The organism is Chromohalobacter moromii (assembly GCF_023091865.1).
In the GTDB taxonomy this organism is placed as follows: Bacteria; Pseudomonadota; Gammaproteobacteria; order Pseudomonadales; family Halomonadaceae; genus Chromohalobacter; species Chromohalobacter moromii.
This window is the reverse complement of the sequence record NZ_JAHXDI010000003.1, coordinates 418,934-435,699: the sequence shown is the minus strand read 5'-3', so window position 1 is coordinate 435,699 and position 16,766 is coordinate 418,934. Positions and strand designations below refer to the sequence as shown.

Below are 16,766 nucleotides of genomic sequence, written 5' to 3'. Positions count from 1 at the left end.
GGGTCGGTCGTTTCGTTTTTACGATGCCCGGCGCGCCCGCTAACGCGGACGCGGCGGCGTCGTTATTTTTGTCCATCGCAATGCGCACATCGCATAACGACAAGGAGCCATGCCATGAGTAACAAAGCCGTCATCAATACCGAGCAGGCACCCGCCGCCATCGGCCCCTACTCGCAGGCCATCAAGGCCGGCAATACGGTGTACATGTCCGGGCAGATCCCGCTCGACCCCAAGACCATGGAACTGGTTTCCCAGGACTTCGAGGCCCAGGCGCGCCAGGTCTTCACCAATCTGCAGGCGGTGTGCCATGAAGCCGCTGGCTCGATGCAGGACATCGTCAAGCTCAATATCTATCTGACGGACCTGAGCAACTTCGCCGTGGTCAACAAGATCATGGAAGAGTACTTCCAGACTCCGTATCCGGCCCGTGCGGCGGTCGGCGTCAAGGAACTGCCCAAGGGTAGCCAGGTGGAAGCCGAAGCCGTGATGGTCATAGGGGACTGACATCCTCAGCCGTCCCCGACGACTGAGGTGAGCGATCAGGCGCGAGCGGTCTGCGGCAGCTCGCCGCGTAGCTTGCTCACGTCGGTGCGGGGCGGCACGCCGAAAAGGCGACTGTACTCACGGCTGAAGTGGGATGGACTTCCGTATCCCACGCGGAAACTAGCAGTGGCCGCCTCCATCCCTTCGGCCAGCATCAGCCTGCGTGCTTCGTGCAGTCGCAGCTTTTTCTGGAACTGCACCGGCGACATCCGGGTAACCTGCTTGAAGCTGTGGAACAGCGACGACTCACTCATGTTCACCATGTCCGCCAGCTCGCGAACGCGCAGCGGCTCGGTGAAGCGATCCTTGAGTACCGCGATCACCCTCGAGATGCGGTGGGTCTGGGTATCCGCCACCGCGAACTTGCGCATGTGCAGGCCGATCTCGCCGACCAGCGCGCGATAGAAGATCTCGCGCCGCACCAGCGGCGCAAGAATGCGGATGTCCTGGGGTGAATCGAGCAGGTTCACCAATCGCAACATGGCTTCTACCAGCCCTTTCTCGGCCTGCACGCGCCCGAGGCCGCAAGCGGTCTCGGCACACTCTCGCTCCTCCATCTCGCCCAGTCCTTCACCTAGCTCCAGCACCAGAGCGGTGACTTCCTGAGCATCGACGGCGAGTTTCAGCCCCAGGTAGGGCCGCTCCGCCGAGGCCTCGGTGACCTTGCCCAGTACCGGCAGATGCACCGCCGACACCATGCAGCTCAGCGGGCCATAATCGATTTCCCGATCTCCCAGCCATATGCGCTTGCTGCCCTGCGCGATCAGACACAGCGAAGGGTCGTAGACCGTCGAGCCGATACAGTTGGTCAACGAGGAATTGGCGCGCACCAGTTCCAGCCCCGGCACTGCCGTCGGTGTCAGGCCCTCTTCGGGCGCCCATTTCTGGATCTGGCGAGAAAGAGTATTCGCCAATGGGTCGATTTCATCATCCAGTGTCTCGAAAACAGGCTGCACGACACTCACGACTCCGCCCTCTCGTTGGTCGACTGGTTATCGTTTTCCGATAAAGCGCGAGTATAGGCCAGCCAGCCGGCATTTTGATGACAAAACCCGATCCCTGCAGGATTGGGCAAGTTCTTTGAAGGAACGGGCAAGCATCATACCGACAGGTCGCGATAGCGAACGCTCCTCACTCCCGGATGGGCGATGTCTACAGGATTAGGCAATTAACCACGAGTAACCCGATAACGCGTATCCGCCCTGGAACCGTACATTGATCGTCCATGATCCCATGCCGGCTCATCGTCGCCCGCCAGGGTGCTGCGCCGGACGCGAGGACACGGGATCGACGTCCGGGAACGACCCAGGGGGCCAGGCAATGAAGAGGTTCGACCAGAAGCGCATGCCGAGATCAGGGCGGATTCACGGCCTGGGCGTCATGCTCGTCATCGCGCTGCTGGCCGGCTGCGATGCCCATGGCGAGGCAGACTCCGCCAGCGCGCCGCCGCCGCCGGCAGTAGATGTCGCAACAGTGCTGGTGGAACCCGTCACGCTGCGGGAAACCTTCACCGGTCGCGTGGCGTCACCGCAGACCGTACAGTTGCGGCCGCGCGTCACTGGGTATATCGACGAAGTCGCCTTCGAAGAAGGGGAACTAGTCGAGGCCGGCGACCTGCTGTTTCGTATCGATCCCCGTCCCTACGAAGCCCGGGCACAGGCCGCCAAGGCCTCATTGGCTCAGGCGCAGAGTCAACGCCGGCTCACCGAAGTCGAGGCCGGCCGATCTCGCCAGCTGATCCAGAAACACATGATCTCCCAGGAGCAGCATGATCAGCGCCAGGCGGCGGCGCTCAATGCCCGGGCGCAGGAAGCCGAGGCCGAGGCCACGCTGACCAGTGCCGAATTGGAACTGCAGTACACCCGGGTCACCGCGCCGGTGGCAGGCCGCACCGGGCGCGCCATGGTGACGAAAGGCAATCTCGCCAGCGCCGACCAGTCGATGCTGACCACGCTGGTGTCGGTGGATCCCTTGTACGTCTACTTCGACAGCAACGAAACCGAGGCTCAGGGGGCGCAGACGCTGCTGGCCCAGAGCGAGACCATGACGCTACATATCGGCCTGACCGGCGAGACGGGCTTCCCCCACCAGGGACAGCTGGATTTCGTCGACAACCAGATCAACGCCGACACCGGCACCCTGCGCTATCGCGCCGTCCTGCCCAACCCGGATGGCGCCTTCAGGCCCGGCCAGTTCGCGCGGGTGGAGATGCCCGTCGCCAACCTCAGCGAGGCGATGCTGGTCAATCGCAAGGCGGTGCTCGCCAATCAGGACCGGCGCTTCGTCTACGTGGTCGGCAATGACGACACGGTGACACCCCGTCAGGTAGAGCTCGGCCGCGAGGTGGGAGAGCTGGTGGTGATCCGCGATGGATTGAAGGCCGGTGAGCGAGTGATCGTCAACGGTACCCAGAAGGTGTTCGCGCCCGGCATGCCGGTGGCACCGAACCCGGTCGCCATGCGCGAGGCGGGCGTGGGCAACGCTGTTGCCACTCGATCCTGAGGAAGCACCGCACGGCGATCCACCCAACGTTTCCTGAAGCCCTTCTCTCCTCTGAATGACAAGACGCGGCGGACATCGCATCCGCCGCCCAGGAGCCTGCTGTCATGAATTTTTCCCGCTTTTTCGTGGACCGGCCGATCTTCGCGGCGGTGCTCTCCATCGTCATCTTCGCGGTAGGGGTGATCTCCATTCCCAATCTGCCGATCGGCGAGTACCCGGAGGTGGTACCGCCCTCGGTACTGGTGCGCACCACCTACCCGGGTGCCAACCCCAAGGAGATCGCGGAAACCGTGGCGACGCCGCTGGAGGAGGCGATCACCGGCGTCGAGGACATGATGTACTACAAGTCCGTGGCCGGCTCCGATGGCGTCTTGCAGATGACCATCACCTTCCAGCCCGGGACGGATGCCGAACAGGCCACCGTGCGCGTCCAGAACCGGGTCAGCCAGGCGCTGGCGCGGTTGCCGGAAGCGGTGAGGCGACAGGGCGTGACCACCCAGAAGCAGTCCCCCACCTTCCTGATGGTGGTGCACCTGGTCTCGCCGGATGACAGCTACGATACCCTCTACCTGCGCAACTACGCGCGCCTGCACGTGCGCGACCAGCTGGCGAAGATCTCCGGCGTTGGCGAGGCGCAGCTGTTCGGCGGCGGCGATTACGCCATGCGCGCCTGGCTGGACCCCGACCGCATCGCCTCTCACGGTCTCACCGCCGGTGATGTGGTCGCGGCCATGCGCGAACAGAACGTCCAGGTCTCCGCCGGCCAGATCGGCGCCGAGCCGATGCCGGACAGCGATTTCCTCACCCTGATCAACGCCAAGGGGCGCCTGTCCACCGAGCAGGAATTCGGCAACATCGTACTCAAGGTCGGCGAGGATGGCGAAGTCCTGCGGCTTCGCGATGTCGCTCGGCTCGAGATGGGCGCGGGCGACTACACCCTGCGCTCCCGGCTGGACGGCAAGGAGGCTGTGGCAATTGGCATCTTCCAGTCGCCCGGCGCCAACGCCCTGCAGATTCGCGACCAGGTGGTCCGCACCATGGACGAGCTGGCCACCCGGTTCCCGCCGGGGGTCGAATATCACACCGTCTACGACACCACCCTGTTCGTCAGCGACTCGATCCGCTCGGTGGTCCAGACCCTACTGGAGGCGATACTGCTGGTGGTGCTGGTGGTGACGCTGTTCCTGCAGACCTGGCGCGCTTCGCTGATTCCGCTGCTGGCGGTGCCGGTCTCAGTGGTGGGGACCTTCGCGGTGCTGTTGCTGCTGGGGTATTCGATCAACACCCTGACCCTGTTCGGGCTGGTGCTCGCCATCGGTATCGTGGTCGACGACGCCATCGTGGTGGTGGAGAACGTGGAGCGCAACATCGGCCAGGGGCTGGCACCACGCGCCGCCGCCCACCAGGCGATGCGCGAGGTGTCCGGCCCGATCGTCGCCATCGGCCTGGTGTTGTGCGCGGTGTTCGTGCCGATGGCGTTCCTCTCCGGCGTGACCGGCCAGTTCTACCGCCAGTTCGCGGTGACCATCGCCATCTCGACGGTGATCTCGACGATCAACTCGCTGACCCTGTCACCGGCCCTGGCGGCGATGCTGCTCAAGCCCCACGACGCGCCCAAGGATCGTCTGACCCGGGTGATCGACTTCCTGTTCGGCTGGTGGCTGTTCCGGCCGTTCAACCGCTTCTTCAACGCCGGCTCCCATCGCTATCAGGGCTTGGTCTCGGGCAGCCTGCGTCGCCGCGGCGCGGTATTCGTGGTCTACCTGGTCCTGCTGGGCACCACCGGCTACCTGTTCAAGCTGGTGCCGCCGGGGTTCATCCCGGTCCAGGACAAGATGTACCTGATCGCCGGCGTCAAACTGCCGGAGGGCGCCTCGCTGGAGCGCACCGACGACCTGCTGCGTCAGGTGGTGGACATCGCCATGGAGACCGACGGCGTCGAGCACGCGATCTCGTTCCCGGGGCTCAACGCGCTGCAGTTCACCAACACCGCCAACACCGGGCTGGCGTTTCTGACCCTGAAGCCCTTCGATCAGCGCACCCGGACCGCGGCGGAGATCAACGCCGAGATCGCCGGCAAGATCAGCGGTCTCAAGGATGGCATCGCGTTCTCGTTCATGCCGCCGCCGATCCTGGGTCTCGGCAACGGCTCCGGCTATCAGCTGTTCATCGAGGATCGCGGCGGACTCGGCTACGGCCCGCTGCAGGAAGCGGTGACCGCCTTCCAGGGCGCGGTGGTGCAGACGCCGGGGATGAGCTATCCGATCACCAGCTACCAGGCTAACGTGCCCCAGCTCGATGCCGAGGTGGATCGACTCAAGGCCAAGACCCAGGGCGTCGCGGTGAGCGACCTGTTCGATACCCTGCAGACCTATCTGGGCTCCACTTACGTCAACGATTTCAATACGTTCGGCCGCACCTGGCAGGTGATCGCCCAGGCCGACGCACCCTATCGCGACAGCGTCGAGGATATCGCCCGGCTGCGCACCCGCAACGCCCAGGGCGAGATGGTGCCGATCGGCTCGATGATCGATATCCATCAGAGCTTCGGTCCCGACCCGGTACTGCGTTTCAACGGCTACCCGGCCGCGGATCTGGCCGGCGAAGCCGATCCTCGGGTGCTCTCCTCGCCCCAAGCGATGAGCGTTCTGTCCGATATCGGCGAGCGGGTGTTGCCGGATGGCATCGACTTCGAATGGACCGATCTGAGTTATCAGCAGTTCACCCAGGGCAATGCCGCGCTGGTGGTGTTCCCGCTGGCGGTGCTGCTGGTGTTCCTGGTGCTGGCCGCGCTCTACGAGAGCTGGACGTTGCCGCTGGCGGTGATCCTGATCGTGCCGATGTGCCTGCTGTCGGCGCTGGTCGGCGTCAAGATCTCCGGCGGCGATACCAACGTCTTCGTCCAGGTGGGGCTGGTGGTGCTGATCGGGCTGGCCTGCAAGAACGCCATCCTGATCGTCGAATTCGCCCGCGAGCTCGAGTTCCAGGGTCGCAGCGTGGTGGAAGCGGCACTGGAAGCCTGTCGGCTGCGGCTGCGCCCGATCATCATGACCTCGATCACCTTCACCGCCGCGGTGATACCGCTGGCGCTGGGCCATGGCGCCGGCGCCGAGGTGCGTCAGGCGCTGGGCATCGCGGTGTTCGCCGGGATGCTCGGCGTGACCCTGTTCGGCCTGTTACTGACGCCGGTCTTCTACGTGGCGCTGCGCAAGCTGGCCGGTCCGCTCAGCCAGGATCACGGCTCGACGATGGAAGGCGAGGATCACCGGCCGGAAAGCGATCCTGCCTGACCGGGAGCCGGCAAACCGTTGGCAAGGAAGGGCTGATGCGTCACCCTGCTGGCAACGCCACCGGGAGCCGACATCGTGATCGTTCCGCGCCGACTCTTCTTCGCCCTGTGGCCCGACGACGCCAGTCGTCGGGCGCTGGCCGCCGAGGCCGAACGCCTGGCACCGCAATGCGGCGGTTATCCGCTACCGGCGGAGAACATGCATATCACGCTGGCGTTTCTGGGCGGTGTCGACGCCTCGCGGCTGGAGGCGCTCGTCGATCTGACCCGAGCGTGGCCGGCGCTAGACGGCGAATGGACGCTGGATCGACTCGGCCATTTCCCCCAGCCCCGCATCGTCTGGGCGGGCAGCCGGACACCCAATGCCGAGTTCGCGACGCTCAACGCCGAACTCTGGCAGGCGCTGGCCCGTCACGGCTTCACCGCGCCACAGCGTGAATTCACTCCGCACGTCAGCCTGGTGCGCCAGGCCGACCGTGCAGCCCCGGGGTCACGGCTGCCTGCCCCGCTTCGCTGGCGTTTTGACCATCTGGCGCTGGTGGAGTCGAAGCTCGACGACGGCGGCTCGCACTATCGAACGCTGGCGGATAATCGCAGCCAAGGTTGAGACCATATAAACGTCGCTGGAGCCCCCAGGCACGTGCTCACAGTGCCAGTTGCCCCAAACAGGAACCGTCTCGCCGAGGCGCTACACGTCGTCCCCAGCAGACAACAGAAAAGCGCCCGCAGGCGCTTTGTCATGGCTGTCAGTGGGCTGGCAACGGCCGCCTACCGGGCATCACGCGCTTTCCGTGGCAGCCAGGAAACCGCCTTGCTTGAGCACGTCCGCGTAGCCTTCGCGAAAGGTGGGATACTGAAAGCGGTAGCCGCTGTCACGCAGCCGAGTATTGTCGCAGCGCTTGCTGGCCCGGCGCCGTAGCGGCGACTGGATGGTCTCGGTGAGCTCGACCTTGAGCTTGCCGGCCATCCACGTCATCACCTCGTGCAGCGGTGTCGGCTCGCAGTCACTGGCCAGATAGAGCGACTCCAGCGGCTGGTCGTCCAGCGCCAGGGCGATCAAATGCGCCAGCACGCCCACGCAATCGTCGCGATGGATACGGTTGGAATACATCGGCGGATTCGCCGCTGCGACGCGTCCTTCCTTGACCTGGCGGATCAACCGATCGCGCCCCGGGCCGTAGATGCCGGAGAAACGTACCACGGTGCCGGACATGGGGTGATCGAGCAGCGCTTGTTCGGCCTCGCGCATCAACAGCCCCGAGAACCCGGTGGGCTCGGTCTCGGAGGTTTCGTCGACCACTTCGCCCGCTTGCTGGGCATAGACGCCGGTCGATGAGACAAAAAACACGCGCTTGGGTGGCGTGGCGCGCGTCTCGAGTTCGCCGAGCACGGCCTTGAGCCCCTTGGGATACGCTTCGGCATAGGCGTTTTCGTCGAAGCGCGCAGCGCTTAGGATATAGACTACGGTGTCCGCGTCGGGCAAACGTGCCAGCGTAGCGGGGTCCGTGACGTCTAGTGCCAGGGCCTCGATGCCTGTTTCCGCGAGCGGCGCAACCTGGCGGCGCACGCCGATCACCCGCTGGCCGGCGTCGATCAACCGCTTACCTAGCTGGATACCAATGTCGCCGCAACCAATAATCAGAGTCGTTTTCTTCACCTTTCCCTAGCCTCTTGGTAAAAGTCCTTGATAAAAAGTCTTTGGCAAAAAGTCCCTTGCATCGAATACCTTAGTGAATCCATCGCGTAGCCTAGGAGGCCCGAAAAGGCCCAGCCCATGACCCTAACAGAACTTCGTTATATCGTAACCTTGGCTCAAGAGCACCACTTCGGGCGCGCTGCCGAGCGTTGCTACGTCTCCCAGCCCACACTTTCGGTGGCCGTCAAGAAACTGGAAGACGAACTGGGCATCGCTCTGTTCGAGCGTTCCAAATCCACCGTACAGGTCACACCACTGGGCGAGAAGATCGTTGCTCAGGCGCACCGGGTGCTGGAACAAGCCGGCCTCATCAAGGAAATGGCCACTGAAGGCAAGGACCAGTTGGCAAGCCCGCTGCGCATTGGGGCGATCTACACCATCGGACCTTACCTGTTTCCGCATCTGATTCCCGAGCTGGCGCGTCACGCCCCGCAGATGCCACTGTACATCGAAGAAGGCCTGACGGGTGATCTACGCCGCAAGTTGCGCAGTGGTGAGCTGGACGCCGTGATCGTCGCCCTGCCGTTCAACGAGCCGGATGTGCTGACCAAGGCGATCTACGAAGAGCCTTTCGAAGTGCTGTTACCCGCCGGCCATCCATGGACACGCAAGACCGCGATCGCCAAGGAAGACTTGCTCCAGGAAAAGCTGCTGCTGTTGGGCGAGGGACACTGTTTTCGTGACCAGATCCTCGAGGCTTGCCCCGCCATCAACAATCAACTCAATAATCCGGGCAACACTCTGATCGCCGAGGGCGGCTCGCTGGAAACCATTCGCCACATGGTGGCCTCGGGGCTGGGCATCACGGTGCTACCCAAGTCGGCCATCGGCACCGGCCATTATGAATCGGGACTGCTCGAAAGCCGGCCCTTCGCCAATAGCGTCCCCAGCCGCACGGTGGCCATCGCCTGGCGTGCCAGCTTCCCCAGGCCCAAGGCCATCGATGCCCTGACCACGGCCATCGAGACATGCCAACAGCAGCGTATCCAGGCGGCATGAGCACTGACATAAAGGCTATGGATGCGCCGGTCAGCGAACTCACCGGCGTGGGCGAAGCGCTGGCCGCCAAGCTCGCCCGACTGGGTATCGCCAGCATCGCCGATATGCTCTTTCATCTGCCGTTGCGCTATCAGGACCGGACGCGCATCACGCCGATCGGCACCCTGCGCGCCGGTACCGAAGCCGTGGTCGAGGGCGATATCGCCGCTGCCGATATCGTCAAGGGACGGCGGCGCAGCCTGCTGGTCCGCCTCAAGGATGGTTCAGGCATCCTCAGCCTGCGCTTCTTCCACTTTTCGCCCGCGCAGCAACAGCAGTTCACGCGTGGCTTGCGTGTGCGTGCCTTCGGCGAGGCCCGCGCCGGCGCTACGGGCCTCGAGATCTATCATCCCGAGTACCGCTTGCTGCATCAGGAGGACGCCCCGGTCGAGGAGCACCTGACGCCGATCTACCCCACCACCGAGGGCTTGACCCAACCACGCCTGCGCGGCCTGATCCAGCAGGCACTCAAGCAACTCGATGCCGCGCCCGACGCCTTGCCGGATTGGATTCCCGACACCCTGCGCCAGCGCTTTCGCCTGCCGGGGCTGCTCGAGTCGCTGCGTTACCTGCACGAGCCACCTCCCGAGGCACCGGTGGAACGTCTCGCCGAAGGGCGCCATCCCGCTCAGCGGCGCCTGGCGCTGGAAGAACTGCTCGCCCATCAACTCAGCCTGCGGCAGGTGCGTCTGCGCATCCAGACCGACAGCGCGCCCGCGCTGGGCGGCGGGCGTGGCTTGCAGGCGCGTTTTCTGACCCAGTTGCCGTTTTCGTTGACCGGCGCGCAGCGCCGCGTCCTCGACGAAATCGGCCACGATCTGGAGCGCGCTACCCCTATGCTGCGCCTGGTCCAGGGCGACGTCGGCTCGGGCAAGACCGTAGTCGCCGCCATGGCGGCACTGGCGGCCATCGCCGGTGACTGTCAGGCGGCCATCATGGCGCCTACCGAAATCCTCGCCGAGCAGCATTATCGCAACTTCCGCGATTGGTTTACGCCGCTGGGCATCGAGGTCGGCTGGCTGGCGGGCAAGCTCAAAGGCAAGGCGCGTCTGGACACCAAGGCGGCCATCGCCGATGGTCGTATCCAGGTCGCGGTGGGCACGCACGCGCTGTTTCAAGACGACGTGCACTTTCATCGCCTAGGCCTGGCGATCATCGACGAACAGCACCGCTTTGGCGTTCACCAACGCCTGGCACTGCGCCAGAAGGGTGAAGCCGGCGGCCTCACGCCGCACCAGTTGATCATGACCGCCACGCCGATTCCACGCACGCTGGCGATGAGCGCCTATGCCGATCTCGATCTGTCGATGATCGACGAATTACCGCCCGGGCGCACGCCGGTCAAAACGGTGGCAGTCCCCGACGAGCGTCGTCCCGAGGTGATCGAACGCATCCGCCGCGCCTGCGCCGAGGGCCATCAGGCTTACTGGGTGTGTACGCTCATCGAAGAATCCGAAGCCTTGACCTGCCAAGCCGCCGAGGCGACCCATGAACACCTCGGCGAAGCGCTGCCCGACCTAGCCATCGGCCTGGTGCACGGGCGCATGAAAGCGGCGGAAAAAGCCGAGGTAATGGGGGCATTCAAGGCGGGCGAGCTGGATCTTCTCATCGCCACCACGGTGATCGAGGTCGGCGTCGACGTGCCCAACGCCAGCTTGATGATCATCGAGAACCCCGAGCGTTTGGGGCTCTCGCAATTGCATCAGCTACGTGGCCGCGTGGGACGCGGCGCCACCGAGAGCTTCTGTGTACTGCTGTATCATCCGCCGCTATCGCAGCACTCGCGGGAGCGGTTGGGCGTGATGCGCGATACCAGCGATGGCTTTCGCATCGCCGAGAAGGACCTGGAGCTGCGCGGCCCCGGCGAAGTACTCGGCACGCGTCAGACGGGCCTGGCGCAGATGAAGATCGCCGATCTGGAGCGCGATCGTGACCTGCTCGACACCATCAGCCCCCTGGCGCGCGCGCTGCTCGACGAGGCGCCGGAAGCCGCCACGCCCTTGATCCGTCGTTGGCTGGGCGAAGACGCCGGACATTACGGGCAAGTGTGAGGCCAGGCGGACACCGCCCAGTCGTCATGAGGGTGCGGAGTCATCCTCGGTCTGACCGGCCTGACGCTCCCACTTGCCCGCCTTGGCTAGCGCCATGATGACCTCGCGGGCAATGGCACGTTGACTCGGCGGCAAGCCGGCGAAGGCTTCCAGGGTCTCGCGCTCGCGATAACTCAGCGCTTCCCATAGGTGGTCGCTCTCATTGACGCGGTGCTGTGCCGGAGCCCCGAAGCGCAAGGCTGCCGGCGGCACTTTCAGCCACTCGGCGAGAATCACGAGCTTTTCCTGGGTGGGCAGCGTCTCGCCGCGCAGCCAGCGGCGCACGCCATGCAGCGTCACCGGGCGTCCCGGATTGCGCAAATTGAACTCGCGCTCCAGCACGGCGGGCTTGGGCGCATAGCCGGCCTGTTGCATGGCTTAACGTAAGCGTTGGGCGAATTGGGTCTTGGCGTCTTCCATGCCTGCACAGTAAGACGTCTCGCCCCCAAGCGACGTAACCATTGCGTTGCTTTTTTGAAGATAACACAACACTACCGGTTACGTTTCGTGACGTCGATTATCCCCAGATAGCAGTGACTTACCCGTGATGCCGTCATTCACGCGAGGCCTGGGTCGACAAACGCCCCGCCGCCTCGCTCAGCGCGACGAGCTGGCGACTGATCAACGCCAGCTGGCTCTGCAACAAGCGGCGCTCATCGCACGCTTCCTCGGCGACGGACGCCTCCAGCAAGCCGGCATGACGGGTCAGGGTGTCCTGGTGCGATTCGACCGTTTCGCCCGCAGCGAGCTGGCGTGCCACGCGCGCCAGCGTCTCGGCCACATCATCGGCCGCCGCCGTTACCGCGGTGTTGTCGTCACCCGCGGCGCCGGCTGCCCCGCGATGCGCCCCCAATGCCGAGAGATAACTCAACAGGGTGTGCGAATGCACCAGAAAACGCAGCCCGACATCGGCGTCCTTGCGAAAGTGTCCCGGCTCCAGCAGCACATTGCCCAGCGTCGTGGAAAGCGCCGCATCGGCGTTATGAGCATTGCGCCGTGCCAACCGATAGGCAAGATCATCGCGCTTGCCACGCGCGTACTGGTCGAGAATCGCGCGTAGATAGGCCGCACTGGCTTCGAGTGTCGCTGCTGCCTGGCGGTGCAACCCCCGCCCTTGCCAATCGGGCAGGATCACCAGCACCGCTAGACCCGCGATGGCGGCGCCCAGCAGGGTATCGAACAGGCGCGGCCAGATCAGCCCAAAGCCGTCACCGACTTGATTGAAGCAGCACAGCACCATCAACGTGATGGCGGCCGTCGCCAGCGTGTAATGATGCGCACGGGTGGCGAAGAAGGCGACGCCGGCGGCCACCGCGATCAACGCCTGGATAGGCTCGGTGGGAAACAACGTGATCAGCGCCCAACCGGCGACCAACCCTAGCACCGTGCCCTGAATACGCTGACGCAGAAAACGCCGCGTGGCCCCGAAATTGGGTCGACACACGAACACGCTGGTGAGTAGGATCCAGTACCCCTGGGTGGGATGAATCCAGTGCAGCAAGCCATAGCCCACCACCAGCGTCGCGCTCAGGCGTAGCGCATGGCGAAACACCGGTGACGCCAGGCTGACATGTGCCTGGAGACGCTCGGCGACGTCGCGTAGCCCGCGGGGCGAGCGGTCGAACAGACTGCTGTCCTCGTGATCGGCACGCGCATCGGGGTTATCGACACCGGCCAGCTTGTCTTCCAGCGTGGCGAGGTTATCGGCCAGCGCCGACAGCGAGCGCAGCAGGTCGCGCCATTCGTCGCGCCCTTGGGCATGCAGGTTGTGCAGGGATGCGTTGAAATCTTCCAGCGCCTGGGCGCTGGGGCCGTGATCGAATGGCCGGTCGAGAAGCAACGCACGACTCAAGGCCTTGCAGGCACGCCCTTGCTGATCGAGCAGGCGCTGGGCGCGAAATAGAATATCGTGATGGAAGAATGCCTCGGCCAGCGCGCCATACGGATAATGCGAGGAACTCGCCCGCTCGTGAATATCCTGCGCGATGAAGTAGAGGCGCAGGTAGCGGTTGAGTTTGCGCCCGCCCCGCTGGCCTTCGAGGCGTCGGAAGATCATCTCCTTGCTCTGGTTGAGCGCCGCCACCACGCGGCCATTCTGCTGGGCCAGCGCCAGACGCTGCTGCTCGATGTCCATCCCTCTCAGCGGCTCGAAAAGCGCCGACTTGAGGCGCAAGTAAACGCCCAGCTCGCGAAAGACGTGCGCCAGGCTCAACTTGAGCGGATGACGCGAAAACAAGGCGCACCACACCACCGAGATCGCCCCGTACCAGGCCGCGCCCGAGACCAGCAGCAACGGCTCGCGCCACAGCTCGCCCAGCGCCACACCGCCGTGTTGCTCGAGGCTGATCATAGTGTAGATGGCGAGAATCAGGGTCGCGGTGGCGATGGTCGCATAGCGCTGTCCCACCGCACCGAGCATGGTCATGCCGAAACTCGACACGCCAAGGCCCACCGCGAAGATCACGGGATGCGCGAACGTCAGCTCTACCGACACTGCGGCGACGGCAAAGCAGACCAGGGTCACCAGCAACGCCTGCAGGCGTCCCTGCCAGGTGTCATCGGTCTCCGCCAGGGCACTGGCGATGATCCCCAGGAACAGCGGGATCAGCTTACCCATGTCGTCGAGATACCAGCACAGCGCCATGACGCCAGCCAGAGCGATGAACACACGCAAGCTGTAGGCGAAGGACTCCAGGGTCCAGAGGCGTCTAAGCGGTTGGGTCAACGACGTCGGCAGCATATCTCTCGGTCGGACGGTAACGAGCCAGGAAGTCGTGCCATGCACGACACTACGACGTTAGTATAACGAACCCGACCGAGCCAGGGCGACTTCCGTCGTGTGGCGGATGCTACCGTAGGTGCTTGAGCAATCCCTGTAGCCGCTCCAGGTCGCGCGAGTCGCCGACCAGACGCAGACGACCACTTTGCAAACCGTCGAAGAACGCACGCGCTGTGGGGCGCTTGAGAAACGCCACGCCAGCATCGGCATCGCGAAAGCGCAATTCCAGATCAAGATCGATGGGTAAGCCCGGCGCGTCTTCGATGGCCTCGGGGCGCATACGGTAATGGCGCGCGAGACTGAGATCCTCGGTGGCGACGCCCCAATCGAAGCGTTGCATGTCCGAGAGCCTCTGCTGAAAACGCGGATTGCGACGTCGAGCACGCTTGAGCATGACACCCAACAACCACAGCATCAGACGCAGTTTCATGCGCGCCTCGCCACATAGAAAAAGAGGGGAAAAGAGAAGAAATTGCACGGAGCGCCGGTGGATGGATGACCCGAACACTCCGTGCCATCACTCACTTCACGGCGTCCTTGAGCGCCTTGCCGGGCTTGAACGCCACGGTCTTGCTCGCCGGAATGGTCAACGGCTTACCCGTCTGCGGGTTCTTGCCGGTACGCGCGGCACGCTCGCGGACGGTGAAGGCACCGAACCCGATCAGCGAGACATCCTGGCCCTTGGAGACGGTACCTGTGATTTCATCGAGAATGACATTAAGGACCTGACTGGCCTTGTCCTTGGAAAGATCGGCACGATCGGCAATCGCCGCGGCGAGTTCTGGCTTGCGCATAAAGCCCTCCTGGTTTGGCAACGAATGCGACATCTCTTTGATATCGCTTGTTGTTTTTCAATGAGCGAAACGAGCGCCACGCCCTCGGCGCAGCGCTAACACTACCCACCTAATGCGTCAGACCGATACCCTCCGGCATGACGACCTAAGCTAGGGTAGCAACGGCGGGGCGACCCGCGCCAGCTCGACTTTCCGACGTACGCAAGCCCCTGTCAATGCAAACCCCTGCAAATAGCCATTTTCATCCTCGGCGAGCGCGCTGAGATCGTCGCCTTCGCCCTCGATCCGCCAGCGTACCGGTGCTTGGCGCGGCGGTAGGGCCACCACCGGACAAGACGGGGTCTTGACCAACACTGGCCAGGCGCCGTAAGCGACCGGCGTCGGCGTCCCGGTCAGGGTCGCCGCCAGCGCCTTGGCACTGGCCTGAAGCGGTTGCACGTACATGGCGTTGAGTCCCGCCACACAGGCACAGTCGCCCAATGCATGGATGCCGGGCTGCGCGGTCGCCAGGTAACGATCCGTCTGGATACCCGCCTCAGAGACCGCGAGGCCAGCGGTCTCGGCCAGCGCGGTACGCGGCGAGAGGCCGGTGGCGATCAACACCAGATCGGCGGACAACGCCTCGCCATCGTCGAGCACCAGCGAGAGCGCCTCATCGTCACGCTGGAGCTGCGCGAGGCTACGTCCCAGGCGCAGGTCGGCGCCCGACTTGCTCAGCGCAGCCCCCAGTACCTGGCCCAGCGGCGGCGGCAAAAGACGCGCCAAAGGCGTTTGCTCAGGGGCGACGAGTGCCACGCGATGGCCCCCGGCAAGCAGGTCGTCGGCGAACTCACAGCCCACCAGTCCGGCACCGATGATCGCCACGCGCACAGCGCCACCATGGTGCGATAAGACGCCATGAAAACGCCGATAGTCGTCGAGATCGTTGATGGTGAAGACGCGATCACGCACCTCGTCCGACACCGTGAAAGGCGCGCTGGGCGCTGCTCCGGTGGCCAAGACCAGTTCGCCGTAGGGCAGGCGTTCCGCGCCGATGGCCAGCGTCTGCGTTCGCGGGTCGATGGTGTCGACCCGCGTATGCGTACGCATGGTCACCTGAAGCGCATCGGCCACGTCGATGGGGGAACGCATCGCCAAACGCTCAGGCGGCATGCCCTTGGCGAAACCCGTCGACAAAAGCGGTTTCGAATAGTCGGCGCCGCTATCGGCGGTGATCAAGGTGATGGCGCGCCGCGCATCGCGAGCACGTACTTGCCGGGCCAGGCCCAGGCCAGCCATGCCGCTGCCGACGATGATCAAAGGGTCGCTCATTGGCGCCTCGTGCTACGCATGACAGAAAGATGACGACGCGGCGATACGACAGCTCAAGCCTCGCAAGCGCGGACGCCGCCATAGCGCATCGTACACGCATGATACACTCATGTACTTTGAGCCTGATTTTACGCATGACACACGATCGTTTCAGTGCTGGTCCACACTGGCTACCGGCTGCCGCCCAGCGCCCCCGCATGAGTGCCGCTTGGTGGCGTTGGGTAGCCTCGCGCGGCTCGCTGACTGCGCAGCTACGCGCCGCCAGCACACAGCCCTTCGGGGTCCGACTGCTAGCGCAGGGAATCAGCCGCCCTCGGCACACTGAGGCCCGGGCGTTGGGACTCGACCCCCGAGCCCGTATCTGGCGTCGCGAGGTCATGCTGATGCTGGGCGACACACCGTGGGTCGCGGCACGTTCGGTGGCCCCGCTAGCGTCGCTTCACGGCGCGCGACTGCAGTCGCTGGGAACACGTTCGCTGGGTAGCTGGTTATTTCGCCAACCCGGTCTCGAACGCGGCCCTATCGAGATCATTCGGTCGCCGGCTCCCACGCTCGTGACGGCATTCGGTCGCGCCACGCCCTGGGGGCGGCGTTCGGTCCTACGCCTGGGGCATACAGCGATTCTCGTCCAAGAATTCTTTCTCGACGCCATGGACGCTGACCTCGCGTTGTCATCGCGCTAAGCTAGCCACTCGCGTTTCACGGCCACGTTACTTTTTCACGG

At 64.3% G+C, this 16,766-nt stretch carries 14 protein-coding genes; 7 read left to right on the top strand and 7 right to left on the bottom strand.

The features are described from left to right. Positions 1–114 precede the first annotated feature (114 nt). A complete protein-coding gene (locus KZO83_RS12070; RefSeq protein WP_247620987.1) occupies positions 115–504 on the top strand; it encodes a RidA family protein in 390 nt (129 codons plus the stop codon). A gap of 35 nt (positions 505–539) precedes the next feature. On the opposite strand, the gene KZO83_RS12065 is transcribed toward KZO83_RS12070, so the two are convergent. Further along, positions 540–1,508 (bottom strand): AraC family transcriptional regulator, encoded by a 969-nt coding sequence (locus KZO83_RS12065; protein ID WP_247620986.1) that lies wholly within the window; start codon positions 1,506–1,508, stop codon positions 540–542. A 355-nt stretch (positions 1,509–1,863) separates the two neighbouring features. On the opposite strand from KZO83_RS12065, the gene KZO83_RS12060 reads away from it, so the two are divergent. The 3 genes from KZO83_RS12060 to thpR all read left to right on the top strand — a co-directional run bounded on the left by KZO83_RS12060 (position 1,864) and on the right by thpR (position 6,941). Beyond that, complete coding sequence (locus KZO83_RS12060; protein WP_247620985.1) at positions 1,864–3,045, top strand: efflux RND transporter periplasmic adaptor subunit; 1,182 nt, start codon at positions 1,864–1,866, stop codon at positions 3,043–3,045. A gap of 104 nt (positions 3,046–3,149) precedes the next feature. Next, entirely contained in the window at positions 3,150–6,335 is a 3,186-nt protein-coding gene (locus KZO83_RS12055; RefSeq protein ID WP_247620984.1) for an efflux RND transporter permease subunit, read from the top strand. A gap of 75 nt (positions 6,336–6,410) precedes the next feature. Continuing rightward, positions 6,411–6,941 carry an RNA 2',3'-cyclic phosphodiesterase gene (gene thpR / locus KZO83_RS12050; protein WP_247620983.1) on the top strand — a complete coding sequence of 177 codons (531 nt, stop codon included), beginning with the start codon at positions 6,411–6,413 and terminating at the stop codon, positions 6,939–6,941. Positions 6,942–7,112: 171 nt separating this feature from the next. Here thpR and KZO83_RS12045 read toward each other — a convergent pair whose 3' ends face one another. Continuing rightward, entirely contained in the window at positions 7,113–7,991 is an 879-nt protein-coding gene (locus KZO83_RS12045) for an SDR family oxidoreductase (protein WP_247620982.1), read from the bottom strand. Positions 7,992–8,108: 117 nt separating this feature from the next. Here KZO83_RS12045 and KZO83_RS12040 point away from each other — a divergent pair, with 117 nt between their 5' ends. Then, positions 8,109–9,029 (top strand): hydrogen peroxide-inducible genes activator, encoded by a 921-nt coding sequence (locus KZO83_RS12040; RefSeq protein WP_247620981.1) that lies wholly within the window; start codon positions 8,109–8,111, stop codon positions 9,027–9,029. Continuing rightward, entirely contained in the window at positions 9,026–11,119 is a 2,094-nt protein-coding gene (gene recG, locus KZO83_RS12035) for an ATP-dependent DNA helicase RecG (RefSeq protein WP_248287598.1), read from the top strand. Before KZO83_RS12040 ends, recG begins: the two co-directional genes overlap by 4 nt. A gap of 24 nt (positions 11,120–11,143) precedes the next feature. Here recG and KZO83_RS12030 read toward each other — a convergent pair whose 3' ends face one another. The 5 genes from KZO83_RS12030 to KZO83_RS12010 form a co-directional block, all read right to left on the bottom strand. Then, on the bottom strand, positions 11,144–11,533 hold the full coding sequence (locus tag KZO83_RS12030) for an XRE family transcriptional regulator (protein ID WP_247620980.1): 390 nt from the start codon (positions 11,531–11,533) through the stop codon (positions 11,144–11,146). Positions 11,534–11,711: 178 nt separating this feature from the next. After that, positions 11,712–13,898, bottom strand: a complete 2,187-nt coding sequence (gene yccS, locus KZO83_RS12025; protein WP_247620979.1) for a YccS family putative transporter — start codon at positions 13,896–13,898, stop codon at positions 11,712–11,714. A gap of 109 nt (positions 13,899–14,007) precedes the next feature. After that, entirely contained in the window at positions 14,008–14,367 is a 360-nt protein-coding gene (locus tag KZO83_RS12020; protein WP_040240344.1) for a hypothetical protein, read from the bottom strand. 91 nt (positions 14,368–14,458) lie between these two features. Further along, positions 14,459–14,764: an HU family DNA-binding protein gene (locus tag KZO83_RS12015; RefSeq protein WP_472924481.1), complete on the bottom strand. Its 306-nt coding sequence runs from the start codon at positions 14,762–14,764 to the stop codon at positions 14,459–14,461. A gap of 117 nt (positions 14,765–14,881) precedes the next feature. Next, positions 14,882–16,042 carry an FAD-dependent oxidoreductase gene (locus KZO83_RS12010; protein ID WP_247620978.1) on the bottom strand — a complete coding sequence of 387 codons (1,161 nt, stop codon included), beginning with the start codon at positions 16,040–16,042 and terminating at the stop codon, positions 14,882–14,884. A 134-nt stretch (positions 16,043–16,176) separates the two neighbouring features. On the opposite strand from KZO83_RS12010, the gene KZO83_RS12005 reads away from it, so the two are divergent. After that, a complete protein-coding gene (locus tag KZO83_RS12005; protein WP_075368461.1) occupies positions 16,177–16,725 on the top strand; it encodes a chorismate--pyruvate lyase family protein in 549 nt (182 codons plus the stop codon). The last annotated feature ends 41 nt before the right edge of the window (positions 16,726–16,766 follow it).

Bases quoted from the DNA above. Each gene is read 5' to 3' on its own strand.
- KZO83_RS12055 (WP_247620984.1), top strand. From the start codon at position 3,150: ATGAATTTTTCCCGCTTTTTCGTGGACCGGCCGATCTTCGCGGCGGTG.
- KZO83_RS12015 (WP_472924481.1), bottom strand. From the start codon at position 14,764: ATGTCGCATTCGTTGCCAAACCAGGAGGGCTTTATGCGCAAGCCAGAA.
- yccS (WP_247620979.1), bottom strand. From the start codon at position 13,898: ATGCTGCCGACGTCGTTGACCCAACCGCTTAGACGCCTCTGGACCCTG.
- KZO83_RS12030 (WP_247620980.1), bottom strand. From the start codon at position 11,533: ATGCAACAGGCCGGCTATGCGCCCAAGCCCGCCGTGCTGGAGCGCGAG.
- KZO83_RS12020 (WP_040240344.1), bottom strand. From the start codon at position 14,367: ATGAAACTGCGTCTGATGCTGTGGTTGTTGGGTGTCATGCTCAAGCGT.
- KZO83_RS12040 (WP_247620981.1), top strand. From the start codon at position 8,109: ATGACCCTAACAGAACTTCGTTATATCGTAACCTTGGCTCAAGAGCAC.
- recG (WP_248287598.1), top strand. From the start codon at position 9,026: ATGAGCACTGACATAAAGGCTATGGATGCGCCGGTCAGCGAACTCACC.
- KZO83_RS12005 (WP_075368461.1), top strand. From the start codon at position 16,177: ATGACACACGATCGTTTCAGTGCTGGTCCACACTGGCTACCGGCTGCC.
- KZO83_RS12070 (WP_247620987.1), top strand. From the start codon at position 115: ATGAGTAACAAAGCCGTCATCAATACCGAGCAGGCACCCGCCGCCATC.
- KZO83_RS12010 (WP_247620978.1), bottom strand. From the start codon at position 16,042: ATGAGCGACCCTTTGATCATCGTCGGCAGCGGCATGGCTGGCCTGGGC.
- KZO83_RS12060 (WP_247620985.1), top strand. From the start codon at position 1,864: ATGAAGAGGTTCGACCAGAAGCGCATGCCGAGATCAGGGCGGATTCAC.